Here is an 11909-nt window from a genome sequence, read left to right on the forward strand (position 1 = left end):
AACGGGCACGACACGTCGCCCCGACCAAGGGTGGCCTTACCTTCGATCCGGCGGATTCGTCACGATACGCTGTCCGGGTCATCGGACGGCTGTCCTGGCACCGGATCGCCCAGACCAGAAAGGCGCCTCGTGGGTCGGAAGAAGCTGGCGGTTCTCACCGCCGCAGCAGCAGTGGTGGTGCTGAGCGGGTGCTCGCCGATCGGCGACAACGACCTCAAGCGCCTGGCGCTGCCCAAGGCGGCCAGCGACCGCTCCCAGCCCATCTGGGACCTGTGGCTCGGCACGTGGATCGCGGTCCTGGCGATCTTCCTGCTCGTCTTCGGGCTCATCATCTACGCCTCGGTGCGGTACCGCCGACGCAGCGACGACGAGATCCCCACCCAGGTGCGCTACAACCTGCCGATCGAGGCGCTGTACACCCTCGCGCCGCTCATCATCGTCGGTGTCTTCTTCTTCCACACGGTCACGAGCCAGAACGAGGTCCTGGCCGACGTGGAGAACCCCGATCACACCATCGAGGTCGTGGGCTCCAAGTGGCAGTGGACCTTCAACTACCTCGAGCCCGAGGCCACCGGCGAGAACGTCTACGACGTCGGTGACACCGAGAACCTCCCGGAGCTGTGGCTGCCGGTCGGCGAGTCGGTGCGCTTCGAGCTGACGAGCCCGGACGTGATCCACTCCTTCTGGATCCCGGAGTTCTACTTCAAGATGGACGTCGTGCCGGGCGCCGGACCGCAGCAGAACCAGTTCGACATGACCCCGACGCGCGAGGGCACCTTCACCGGGCGCTGCGCCGAGCTGTGCGGGCTTTACCACACGCGCATGATCTTCAAGGTCAACGTCGTCTCCCCCGAGGAGTACGAGGCACACCTGCAGGAGCTCGCCGAGAACGGCCAGACGGGCAAGCCCGCCGGTGCCGTCGAGGCCGACACCGTCGCCGGACTGGGCGAGGGCGGAGAAGAGGACTGATGGCGACCACTGCCGCATTCGAGGAGAGCCGCGCCGAGACTCCCGTGCGTGAGACGACGCTCGGTCAGAAGATCGTCGTGCTGATGACGACCACCGATCACAAGCTGATCGGCAACATGTACCTCGTCACGTCGTTCATCTTCTTCCTGATCGGCGGAGTGCTCGCGCTCGCGATCCGGGCGAACCTGGCCCAGCCCGGCTCACCGGTCCTGAGCGACGAGGCCTACAACCAGGCCTTCACCATGCACGGCACCATCATGCTGCTGCTGTTCGCGACCCCGTTGTTCTTCGGCTTCGGCAACGCGATCATGCCCCTGCAGATCGGCGCGCCGGACGTCGCGTTCCCACGACTGAACATGTTCAGCTACTGGCTGTACCTGTTCGGCGGCATCATCGTCGTGGCCGGACTGTTCGTGCCCGGTGGCGCGGCGAGCTTCGGCTGGTTCGCCTACGCGCCGTTGTCGGACGCCGTGAACTCCCCGGGCGTCGGCGGTGACCTGTGGGTCATGGGTCTGTGGCTGGCCGGGCTCGGTACGATCCTGGGCGCGGTCAACTTCATCACCACGATCTTCTGCATGCGAGTCCCGGGCATGACGATGTTCCGGATGCCGATCTTCGTCTGGAACACGCTGGTCACCAGCCTTCTGGTGATCATCGCGTTCCCGATCTTCGCGGCCGCCCTGCTGGCGCTGGCTGCAGACCGGATCCTGGGCGCCCACGTGTTCGACGCCGCCAACGGTGGCCCGATCCTGTGGCAGCACCTGTTCTGGTTCTTCGGCCACCCCGAGGTCTACATCATCGCGCTGCCGTTCTTCGGCATCATCACCGAGATCCTGCCGGTCTTCAGTCGCAAGCCGATCTTCGGCTACGTCGGTCTGGTGGGCGCGACGCTGATGATCGCGGCGCTGTCCGTCGCGGTGTGGGCGCACCACATGTTCGTCACCGGGGCGGTGGACCTCGCGTTCTTCAGCTTCATGACCTTCTTGATCGCCGTGCCGACCGGAGTGAAGTTCTTCAACTGGATCGGCACGATCTGGGGGGGAAGTCTGTCCTTCGACACCCCGATGATCTTCTCGCTCGGCTTCCTGGTGACCTTCCTCTTCGGCGGTCTGACGGGCGTGATCCTGGCCTCGCCGACGCTGGACTTCCAGCTCTCGGACAGCTACTTCGTGGTGGCGCACTTCCACTACGTGGTCTTCGGGACCGTCGTGTTCGCGATGTTCGCGGGCTTCTACTTCTGGTGGCCCAAGCTCACCGGACGGATGCTCGACGAGAAGCTCGGGAAGATTCACTTCTGGCTGCTGTTCATCGGCTTCCACATGACCTTCCTCGTGCAGCACTGGTTGGGCGTGGAGGGCATGCCGCGCCGGTACGCGGACTACTCGCCCACGGACGGGTTCACCACCCTCAACGAGATCTCCTCGATCGGCGCCTTCCTGCTCGGCGCCTCGACGCTGCCGTTCTTCTACAACGTGTGGAAGTCCCGCAAGAGCCCGTTGGTGGGCCTGGATGATCCTTGGGGCTGGGGTCGATCGCTGGAGTGGGCCACGTCGTCGCCGCCGCCGCGGCACAACTTCCACTCCTTGCCGCGGGTGCGCAGCGAGAGTCCGGCCTTCGACCTGCACCACCCGGAGATCGCCGAGCTCGAGCTCGTGCACAACCCGGACGAGGGGAGCGCCTTCGCTGACGCACCGGACGTCGACGGCAAGGCCGAGGCCACGGGCCGTGCGGCCGACAAGGGCGACAAGGGAGACCGAGCATGAAGGCCGAGTACTGGACCGTGATGGCGTGCGGGATCTTCTTCTTCCTGATCACGCCGGTCTACTGGTTGCTGAGCAACGACTGGACCGGGACCACGGCACTGGTCATGACGTTCCTGCTGTGCGGCTTGCTGGGCTTCTATCTCTACGTGGTCGCCAAGCAGATCCCGGACCGTCCTGAGGATCGCAGTGACGGCGAGATCGCCGAGGGCGCGGGTGAGCAGGGCTTCTTCCCGCCCTACAGCTGGTGGCCGCTGTTCTGCGCGATGACGCTGGGGACGATGGTGCTCGGTGTGGTCATCGGCTGGTGGCTGTTCATCATCGGCGCCACGTTCGGCGTCGTGACGCTGTGCGGCTGGATCTTCGAGTACTACCGAGGTGTCCACGCTCACTGACCGACACTGGTTCGCAACGTCGGTTCCACCGCGTACCATGGGATGGTGAGACTTCGCCCTGCCCTTGTGCTCGTTGCCGCTGCCCTCGTGGTCTCAGCGTGCTCTGCCGACGCCGTCCGTGACGTCGCCGCACCCGAGCCGGACCCAGCCGAGCTCGCCTCGAACATCGAGGCGGACGCCACCGACGTCAGCGTCGACACTCTCGTGGAGGTCTCTGCCACGCTCGGCGAGCTCGACGACGTCACCGTGGCCTCCCGCAAGGGCAAGTACACGGTGGAGGGTGAGATCGAGGATGGTGTCTGGAAGGCCACCCAGAGGCTGGAGCCGGGCGTCACCTATGTCATGTCCGCGTCGGGGACCCACGACGACACCGAGGGCACGCTGGAGCAGAGGTTCACCACGCAGGACCTCGGCCTGGACCAGCAGACCTACCCCGCCGTGTCGCCGCTGGAGGGCGAGACCGTGGGCGTCGGCATGCCGATCATCGTCACCTTCGACCTCCCGGTGCAGGACAAGGCGCTGTACGAGGAGAACATGCACGTCCGTACCGACGCTGACATCGAGGGCTCCTGGAACTGGTTCAGCGACAACGTCGCCCACTTCCGCCCCAAGGAGTACTGGCCGGCCGGCACGGACGTGACCGTCGACCTGGAGGTCAACAGCCTGCCCGCGGGCAACGGCATCTACGGCCAGGAAGACCAGTCGGTCCCGTTCACGGTCGGCTCCGAGGTTATCAGCACCGTCGACACCCGCAGCCACACCATGACCGTCAAGTCCGACGGCAAGGTCCTGCGCACCATCCCCGTGTCCACGGGCAAGCCCGGCAAGGACTCGCGCAACGGCACCAAGGTGATCATGGAGAAGTACGACGCCGTCGACATGGACGCTGCCAGCACGGGCGTCTCCGAGGACGACGCGGACTACTACAACCTCAGCGACGTCAAGTGGGCCATGCGGGTGACGAACTCCGGGGAGTTCATCCACGCGGCTCCGTGGTCCGTGGGCTCGCAGGGCAACTCCAACGTCAGCGCCGGATGCGTAGGCATGACCACGTCCGACGCCGCTTGGTTGTACCAGAACTCCAAGCGAGGCGACGTCGTGGAGTTCGTCGGCAGCCCCCGGGGCCTGGAGGACCAGAACGGCTGGACGGACTGGAACGTCGACTGGGACACCTGGAAGCAGGGCTCGGCCCTCGACGGGCAGGGCGATGACGAGGACGGCACCACCGAGGGATGAGTGACCGCCGCGGGTGGTCACGATCGGTCACGACGTCGGCGCCGACCGAGGTCACGCGCCCAGGTCGTGGAGTCGACCTCCCTGGGCGATCCAGTAGCGGACCTCGCCCTCGTGGTTGATGCCGTCCTGCTGCCCGCCGTGGTGCTTGACGATGCGGTGTGACCACTCGTTGTCCGGCGCCACGGTCAGCAGCACCGCAGTGATGCCGAGCTGGCGAGACCGGGCCAGCCCGAGACCGAGCATGCGGGTGGCGTGGCCGTGGTGCTGCCACGGCTGGACCACGTGGTAGCCGATGTGTCCACCGCCCTCGTCCTCGGTCAGCTCGTGGCGCAGCACCAACGTGCCCAGGTAGTGCTGGCCCGAGACGTACCACCAGATGCTGCAGGGCACGCCCCACCTCTCCTGGGTGCCGCTCCGGGCGGCCACGAACTGCTCGAAGTCCTCGCTCGCCGGCCCGAGCCAGGCGGTGTCGGAGCCGCGTGCCCTCATGTCGGCCTGCTCGCCGGTCAGGTATGACGTGCGCACGGCCGGCGTGGGCTCGGCCAGACGGGGCGGCTCCGGCAGGATGATCACTCGCTGAGCCTACGCGTGGACATCGGTGGTGGAGCAGCTCCTCGGCGTGGACGAACTGCTCGTCTCCGCAGCGACGAGCGTCACCACGAAGGACGGAGGGACGCCGCAGGTCGTCCTGGTCGATCACGACGTCGGCGCGACCTCCGTGGATCCTGCTCGGCCTCGTAGAGGCCCCAGGCCGGGCTGTAGCGCCTCGCGTGGGCACGGATGGCCGCGGCCTCACCGCCCGACGCCGCAGCATCCCTGCGGGCCACCCGCTCCAGGGCGATGTCGGGGGAGACCTCCAGGTGGAGCACGAGGTCCCACAGGCCGCGGAGCTCCTCGCGCTGGATGAACGTGCACTCGAAGACCACGACCGCGTCCCGTCCCACACGCTCGGTCGTGTGACGGGGTTCGTCGGCGGGGAAGTCGCACAGCGCCGAACGCACGGTCAGACGCCCTGTGCCGAGAGGGACGAGCACCTGCTCGGCCAGGGCCGTGAGGTCGTAGGCGTCCTCGTAGTAGCCGCGCGCGGGCTCGTCGGAGCGCAGATGCCGGATGGCGGTGCTGCAGGCGCTCCACGAGGCGCGACAGGAGGTCCTCGCGCTCACTCATGCTCCCTCCCACCGTCCGCCGGGGTCACGAACGACGTCGAGCCCCTCCCCAGGACGGGGAGAGGCTCGACGTCGTCTGCTCACGTGCGTCAGTGCGAGCGGGGGATGCCCGTCTCGGAGACTCCATGGAAGTCATCGCCGAGGGCGACCGGATGGCCGTCGTGGTCGCCGAGGTGATCCTCGGCGTGCTCGACGTCCTCCGCTGTGGGCTTGTCCACCGCACCGTGGTAGTAGAACCTGCGGGCGCGGGCCCGCAGCTTGGCCTTGCGGCCGTTCGGTGCCGCGACACCGTTCTCATCGGTCTCGGCCGGGGCCTCCAGCTGGGGCAGACGGTCGTGCGACGTGAGGGTGAACTGCTGGGCCACGGGCAGCGGAGCGTGACGCTCGGAGTAGCCACCATCGGGCGTGCGCTCGATGATGCCGGTCTCGTACCCGTGTAGCACCTTGGCCGTGTCCTGGTGCTGCAGGCCGATGCAGATGCGTCGCGTGATGATGAACGCGATCACCGGGAAGAGGAAGAAGCCGAACCGGAAGATCCACGTCAGGGTGAAGATGTCCAGGCCGAACTGCGTCGCGATGATGTCGTTGCCGCCGGCCGCCCAGCCGACGCCGAAGGCCGTCATGCCGGCGACGCCCAGTGCCGTGCGGGTGGGGGCGTTGCGCGGGCGCTCGAGCAGGTGGTGCTCACGATCGTCGCCGGTGATCCAGCGCTCGATGAACGGCCACAGGGCCAGTGAGGTGAACAGCAGCCCGAGGCCACCCACGCCGGGGATGAAGACGTTCCAGCTCCAGGTGTATCCCAGGAACGTGCTCTCCCAGGCCGGCATGAGGCGCACCAAGCCCTCGGAGAAGCCCATGTACCAGTCGGGCTGGGACCCGGCCGTGACCTCGGAGGGGTTGTAGGGGCCGTAGGCCCAGACCGGGTTGATCTGGATGAGCGCGCTCATCAGCGCGGTGAAGCCGAAGACGACGAAGAAGAAGCCGCCGGCCTTGGCCGCGTACACCGGTAGCATGGGGTAGCCCACGACGTTCTTCTCGGTGCGTCCGGGCCCGGGCCACTGCGTGTGCTTGTGGTAGACGAGCAGCAGCATGTGCGCGGCGATCAGGCCGAGCAGCAGGGCCGGGATGAGCAGGATGTGCGCCATGTACAGACGCGGGATGATGACGTCGCCGGGGAACTCGTCGCCGAAGATGAAGAACTCCAGGTAGGAGCCGACGATCGGGACCGAGCGGATCATGCCGTCGACGAAGCGCAGCCCGGTGCCGGACAGCAGGTCATCGGGCAGCGAGTAGCCGGTGAAGCCGTTGACCATGCCCAGGCTCAGCAGGCCCACGCCGATCAGCCAGTTGATCTCACGCGGCTTGCGGTAGGCGCCGGTGAAGAAGACGCGAAGCATGTGCGCGATCATCGATGCCACGAACAGGGCTGCTGCCCAGTGGTGGATCTGGCGCATCAGCAGGCCGCCGCGGATGTCGAAGGAGATGTGCAGGGTCGACTCGTAGGCGGCCGACATCTCCAGGCCCTTCATGGGTCCGTAGGAGCCGTCGTAGACGACCTCGGCCATGCTGGGCTGGAACCAGAAGGTCAGGAAGACGCCGCTCAGCAGCAGCACGACGAAGCTCCACAGGGCGATCTCGCCGAGCATGAAGGACCAGTGCTCGGGGAAGACCTTGCGCAGGTTCTTCTTGGCCACGCCTGCCAGGCCGAGGCGGTCGTCGAGCCAGCCGACCGGGCCGGCCGCCTTCTTGCCGATGGGAGTCTTCTCGACGTCGGTGTAGGTGTCGCTCATGACTCACCGTCCCGGTTCTGCTCGTCCAGCTTCTTCTGGTCCCGAGCAAGCTCAGGATAACTGGGGGCCACAATGTCGGGGAAGTCGCTCATCGCGATGAGGTAGCCCTCGTCGTCCAGCCCCAGGGGGAGCTGGGGGACCGGCCGCTTGGCCGGTCCGAAGATGACCTTGCCGTTGTCGGCGAGGTCGAAGGTCGACTGGTGGCACGGGCAGAGCAGGTGGTGCGTCTGCTGCTCCCACAGGCTGATCGGGCAGCCGACGTGGGTGCAGATCTTGGAGAAGCACAGGATCCCGTCGATGCCCCAGTTCTCCTTGCCGGACTCCGCCGTGATGTCCTCCGGGCGCATCCGCACCACGATGACGGCCGCCTTGCCCTTCGCGGCGAGCAGGTCGTGCCCGTGGACCTGGGCCTCCTCCTCGCCGTCCTGGGGGAAGAACGCGGCGGGCTCGGCGTTGACGAGCTGGCCGACCTCGATGTCGGCGGGACGCATGGGCAGGCCGGAGACGTCGTTGACGACCCTCATGCCCGTCTCCCACACGGTCTCGGTGTGGCCGAACGGCCGGGGCCCGAGGTCGCGCAGCAGCACCACCGAGGGGACGGCCAGCACACCCATGGAGAGCAGGAGGCTGTTGCGGATCATGGGCCGACGAGCGATGGTCGACTCCTTCAGACCGGCATTGATGTCGGTCATCACGGCTGCGCGGTCCTCGTCGGAGGAGCCCGCGGGGTGGCGCATCTCGACCATCTCGTGGTCCGACATCAACTTCTTGGCCCACTGGATGATGCCGACGCCGATGAGCAGCAGCCCACCGCCGAGCGTCATGCCGAGGGCGAAGTTCAGGGCGGAGAAGCCGAGGAACGTCTGGTTGAAGTCGACGGTGAAGTAGGCGACGACGAAGCCGATGAACAGCACCGGTGCCGCCAGGAACATCGCCGAGATCTGCCGCTCGGTCCGCCGCTCCTGCGCCGGGTCGACGTCGGTCGGCCGCCACTGGTGCTCGGGCAGGCCCGGATCGCGGACCGGCTCGGTCTCGTGGCTCGAGGTGGGTTCCAGGTCATCGCTCATACGACCACGTCCTCAGAAAAACCACCGTAGGAACGTGGTCGGATGAGATGTCCTTTGTTCACTCGCTGCCGCTCGCTCATGACTGCTTCTTCTTCACTCTCGCTCCGTGCATGCCGATCCAGATCGCGAAGCCGATCAGACCGCCGATGCCGACGATCCACACGAACACGCCGTCGACGACCGGGCCGAGGCCACCGCCGCCCACGCCGCCGTGGCTGGGCTGGTCCTGCACGGCGCGGATGTAGGCGATCACGTTGCGCTTGTCCTCGGGCGTGATCAGCGCGTCGTTGAAGACGGGCATCTGCTGGGGGCCGGTCTGCATGGCCTCGTAGATGTGCTTGGCGCTGACGCCGTCGAGCGTCGGGGCGTAGCGACCGTCGGGCAGCGCGCCACCGGCGCCGACGGAGTTGTGGCACGCCGTGCAGTTGGTGCGGAAGAACTCACCGCCCTCGGTGATGTCCTCCTCGGTGGCGTCCTCGTAGCGCAGCCAGCGCTCCTCCGGGATGGCCGGGCCGGGAGCCAGGGAGGCGACGTACGCCGACAGCTGGCGGATCTCCTCCTCGTCGTACTCAGGAGCCTTGCGCGGAGCCTGGGGGCCGGACTGGGCCATCGGCATGCGTCCCGAGCCGACCTGGAAGTCGACCGCAGCGGCGCCCACACCGATCAGAGGGGGTCCGTAGTTGGCGCCCTCCTTGGTGTCGATGCCCTGAGCGTTCTTGCCGTGGCAGCTCGCGCAACCGACGAGGAAGAGCTCCTGGCCCGCCTCGACGTCGCGTGCGCTGGCCGTCTCGGCCTCCGCCGTCTTGGGGGCGAAGGCGGCGTACAGGGCGCCCGCGGCCAACAGTCCGAGGAGGAGGACGACGAGGCCGGCCAAGGGATGCCGGCGTCGGGTCGACAGTGTCCGCACCGAGAACCTCATTTCTGGGGTAGGTGACCTCAGCGTACCCAGTGAGAGAGGGAACGCCGGGCGTTAGGTGAGCCTTGCTACTGGATGAGGTAGATGGTGGCGAACAACGCCACCCAGACGATGTCGACGAAGTGCCAGTAGTACGACACGACGATCGCCGAGATGGCCTGTTCGTGGGTGAATCTGCGCGCCACGAAGGTTCGTCCGATGACCAGGAGGAAGGCGAGCAGCCCCCCCACCACGTGGATGCCGTGGAAGCCGGTGGCCAGGTAGAAGACCGAGCCGTAGGCCGAGGAGGCGATGGTCAGCCCCTCGTGGACCAGCTCGGCGTACTCGAAGGCCTGGCCGCCGATGAAGATCGCGCCCATGACGTAGGTGAGGACGAACCACTCACGCATGCCCCAGCGCTTGAGGTCCATGATGCCGCCGGTGCGTCCGGCGCGTCCCCGCTCGGCGGCGAAGACGCCGAACTGGCAGGTGAACGACGAGAGCACCAGGATCGTCGTGTTGACCGTGGCGAAAGGGAGGTTCAGCAGCTCCGTCTCCTGCATCCACAGCTCCGGCACGACGTTGCGGATCGTGAAGTAGGCCGCGAACAGGCCAGCGAAGAACATCAGCTCGCTGGAGAGCCACACGACAGTGCCCACGGTCACCATCGAGGGCCGGTTCTCGGTGCCGTGCAGTCGGGAGGCCGGGATCACGGAAGTAGTCGCCACGCGACCATTATGTACGATTCGATCGTGACTGAGCACGAGGCCCTACGCGTCCTGATCTACAGCGACGACCGAGACGTCCGCGAGGCCGTCATCGCAGCGCTGGGAGCCCGTCCGCATCCGGACCTCCCTGCCTTTGAGTACGTCGAGTGCGCCACCGAGCCCGTCGTGTGGCAGCACCTCGACGAGCGGCGTGGTCGTCCCGACCTGGTGATCCTGGACGGCGAGGCCGTCCCCGTCGGCGGCCTGGGCATGGCCCGCCAGATGAAGGACGAGATCTTCCAGGCACCTCCCGTGCTCGTGCTCACCGGGCGTCCCCAGGACGCCTGGTTGGCGACGTGGTCGCGTGCCGAGGCCGCGGTGCCCCACCCGATCGAGCCGTTGCGGCTGGCGGAGGCGGTCATCGCCCTCGCCCGCGGCGTGCTCGCGCCCGGCTGAGGGGACAGACCCGACCATGGCCGAGCACTCCTGGCCCGACCTCCTGACCGCGCTCGTCGCAGGGCAGGACGTCGACAGTGCCCAGACCGCCTGGGCGATGGAGGAGATCCTCCGCGGCGAGGCGACGCCTGCGCAGATCTCTGCGTTCGCCGTCGGCCTGCGCGCCAAGGGGGAGACGCTGGCGGAGCTGCAGGGGCTCGTCTCGGCGATGCTGGACCGCGCCACCCTGCTCGACGTCCCCGGTCGGGTCGTCGACATCGTCGGGACGGGGGGTGACCGGGCCAAGACGGTCAACATCTCCTCGATGTCAGCGGTCACGGTGGCCGGAGCGGGCATCGGCGTCGTCAAGCACGGCAACCGGGCCGCCTCCAGCGCGAGCGGCACCGCCGACGTGTTCGAGGTGCTGGGGATCAGGCTCGACGTCCCTGCCGAGCACATCCTCGACGTCCTCGAGCGGGCCGGCATCACCTTCTGCTTCGCTCCGGTCTTTCACCCGTCGTTCCGGCACACCGGACCGGTGCGGCGCGAGATCGGCATCGCCACGACCTTCAACTTCCTGGGGCCACTGGTGAACCCGGCCCAGCCGCAGGCCTCGGCGATCGGCTGCGCCGACGCACGGATGGCGCCCCTCATGGCGCAGGTCTTCGCCGCACGCGGTCACGACGCCATCGTCTTTCGTGGCGATGACGGGCTCGACGAGATCACCACGACCACCACGACCCGGGCCTGGCGCGTGCGGGGCGGCGAGGTCGTGGAGGGCGTGGTCGATCCGACGCACCTGGGCGTCGAGCTGTCGTCGGCCGACGCGCTGCGTGGCGGGGACCCGACGTACAACGCCGATGTCTTCCGACGGGTGCTGAGTGGGGAGATCTCGCCGGTGCGCGACGCCGTCCTGCTCAACGCCGGCGCTGCCATCGCCGCGCACGCCGGGGGACAGGGCGATCTCACCGAGGTGATCGCGGCGGGCATGGAGCGGGCAGCCGAGTCCATCGACTCCGGTGCTGCCGGGGACGTGCTGGAGCGTTGGGCGACCGCCACGCAGGACCTCGCTCCGCCGCGATGACCCCCCGATGCTGGGTCGCTCGGGTCACAGCCCGATGCTGAAGGCGTCCTCGAGGTCGTGCTGGCTGTACGCCCGGTAGGCGATCTGGGTCTGCGTCGCGAGCACGCCCTCGACCTTGTTGACCCGGTCGGCGACGACCGACGCGACGTCGTCGATCTCGCGGACGCGGACCATGGCGACGAGGTCGAGGTCGCCGGTGACGGAGTATACCTCGCTCACGCCGTCGAGGTCCGCGAGCTCGGCGGCGACCTCGGAGATGCGGGAGACGTCGGCCTCGATGAAGACAATCGCGGTGATCACCCCTCCACCCTAGACGCGTCTCGCCCGTCTCAATCGTCTGCTCGTCCGCGGTCTGCACGGGATTCTTGCGTCTGCACGGGAAGCAACCCGTGCAGAGGCGAGAAT

The 11909-nt window shown here is 67.6% G+C and carries 13 protein-coding genes; 6 read left to right on the top strand and 7 right to left on the bottom strand.

Annotated features, from left to right (window positions below):
• The first annotated feature begins 129 nt into the window (after window positions 1–129).
• The 4 genes from ctaC to ACHAAC_RS04585 are packed head-to-tail and all read left to right on the top strand — an operon-like array spanning window position 130 to window position 4360.
• Window positions 130–969, top strand: a complete 840-nt coding sequence (gene ctaC, locus ACHAAC_RS04570) for an aa3-type cytochrome oxidase subunit II (protein ID WP_435714815.1) — start codon at window positions 130–132, stop codon at window positions 967–969.
• On the top strand, window positions 969–2732 hold the full coding sequence (gene ctaD / locus ACHAAC_RS04575) for an aa3-type cytochrome oxidase subunit I (protein ID WP_435714816.1): 1764 nt from the start codon (window positions 969–971) through the stop codon (window positions 2730–2732). The genes ctaC and ctaD overlap by 1 nt, the downstream gene beginning before the upstream one ends.
• On the top strand, window positions 2729–3124 hold the full coding sequence (locus tag ACHAAC_RS04580) for a cytochrome c oxidase subunit 4 (RefSeq protein ID WP_435714817.1): 396 nt from the start codon (window positions 2729–2731) through the stop codon (window positions 3122–3124). Before ctaD ends, ACHAAC_RS04580 begins: the two co-directional genes overlap by 4 nt.
• Before the next feature lie 45 nt (window positions 3125–3169).
• The gene (locus tag ACHAAC_RS04585; protein ID WP_435714818.1) at window positions 3170–4360 is read left to right on the top strand and encodes an Ig-like domain-containing protein; all 1191 of its coding nucleotides are present in this window, start codon (window positions 3170–3172) and stop codon (window positions 4358–4360) included.
• 51 nt (window positions 4361–4411) lie between these two features.
• Here ACHAAC_RS04585 and ACHAAC_RS04590 read toward each other — a convergent pair whose 3' ends face one another.
• The 6 genes from ACHAAC_RS04590 to ctaE form a co-directional block, all read right to left on the bottom strand.
• Window positions 4412–4933, bottom strand: coding sequence for a GNAT family N-acetyltransferase (locus ACHAAC_RS04590; RefSeq protein ID WP_435714819.1), 522 nt, complete (start codon window positions 4931–4933; stop codon window positions 4412–4414).
• An 80-nt stretch (window positions 4934–5013) separates the two neighbouring features.
• Entirely contained in the window at window positions 5014–5523 is a 510-nt protein-coding gene (locus ACHAAC_RS04595) for a hypothetical protein (protein WP_435714821.1), read from the bottom strand.
• A 92-nt stretch (window positions 5524–5615) separates the two neighbouring features.
• Window positions 5616–7316 carry a cytochrome bc1 complex cytochrome b subunit gene (gene qcrB, locus ACHAAC_RS04600; protein ID WP_435714822.1) on the bottom strand — a complete coding sequence of 567 codons (1701 nt, stop codon included), beginning with the start codon at window positions 7314–7316 and terminating at the stop codon, window positions 5616–5618.
• Entirely contained in the window at window positions 7313–8383 is a 1071-nt protein-coding gene (qcrA, locus tag ACHAAC_RS04605; protein ID WP_435714824.1) for a cytochrome bc1 complex Rieske iron-sulfur subunit, read from the bottom strand. Before qcrA ends, qcrB begins: the two co-directional genes overlap by 4 nt.
• A gap of 76 nt (window positions 8384–8459) precedes the next feature.
• Window positions 8460–9290 (bottom strand): cytochrome bc1 complex diheme cytochrome c subunit, encoded by an 831-nt coding sequence (gene qcrC / locus ACHAAC_RS04610; protein WP_435714826.1) that lies wholly within the window; start codon window positions 9288–9290, stop codon window positions 8460–8462.
• Between the two features lie 77 nt (window positions 9291–9367).
• Window positions 9368–10006: an aa3-type cytochrome oxidase subunit III gene (gene ctaE, locus ACHAAC_RS04615; RefSeq protein ID WP_435714828.1), complete on the bottom strand. Its 639-nt coding sequence runs from the start codon at window positions 10004–10006 to the stop codon at window positions 9368–9370.
• A 24-nt stretch (window positions 10007–10030) separates the two neighbouring features.
• Between ctaE and ACHAAC_RS04620 the strand changes: the two genes are divergently transcribed.
• Together ACHAAC_RS04620 and trpD are read left to right on the top strand one after the other, a co-directional pair.
• Window positions 10031–10441, top strand: coding sequence for a hypothetical protein (locus ACHAAC_RS04620; RefSeq protein WP_435714829.1), 411 nt, complete (start codon window positions 10031–10033; stop codon window positions 10439–10441).
• Between the two features lie 16 nt (window positions 10442–10457).
• A complete protein-coding gene (trpD, locus tag ACHAAC_RS04625; RefSeq protein ID WP_435714830.1) occupies window positions 10458–11504 on the top strand; it encodes an anthranilate phosphoribosyltransferase in 1047 nt (348 codons plus the stop codon).
• Window positions 11505–11528: 24 nt separating this feature from the next.
• Here trpD and ACHAAC_RS04630 read toward each other — a convergent pair whose 3' ends face one another.
• Window positions 11529–11804 (bottom strand): Lrp/AsnC family transcriptional regulator, encoded by a 276-nt coding sequence (locus ACHAAC_RS04630; protein ID WP_435714832.1) that lies wholly within the window; start codon window positions 11802–11804, stop codon window positions 11529–11531.
• Window positions 11805–11909: the final 105 nt, after the last annotated feature.

The sequence above is a fragment of the Aeromicrobium sp. CF4.19 genome (assembly GCF_051262555.1).
In the GTDB taxonomy this organism is placed as follows: Bacteria; Actinomycetota; Actinomycetes; order Propionibacteriales; family Nocardioidaceae; genus Aeromicrobium.

Bases quoted from the DNA above. Each gene is read 5' to 3' on its own strand.
- ctaD (WP_435714816.1), top strand. From the start codon at position 969: ATGGCGACCACTGCCGCATTCGAGGAGAGCCGCGCCGAGACTCCCGTG.
- ACHAAC_RS04580 (WP_435714817.1), top strand. From the start codon at position 2,729: ATGAAGGCCGAGTACTGGACCGTGATGGCGTGCGGGATCTTCTTCTTC.
- qcrB (WP_435714822.1), bottom strand. From the start codon at position 7,316: ATGAGCGACACCTACACCGACGTCGAGAAGACTCCCATCGGCAAGAAG.
- qcrA (WP_435714824.1), bottom strand. From the start codon at position 8,383: ATGAGCGATGACCTGGAACCCACCTCGAGCCACGAGACCGAGCCGGTC.
- trpD (WP_435714830.1), top strand. From the start codon at position 10,458: ATGGCCGAGCACTCCTGGCCCGACCTCCTGACCGCGCTCGTCGCAGGG.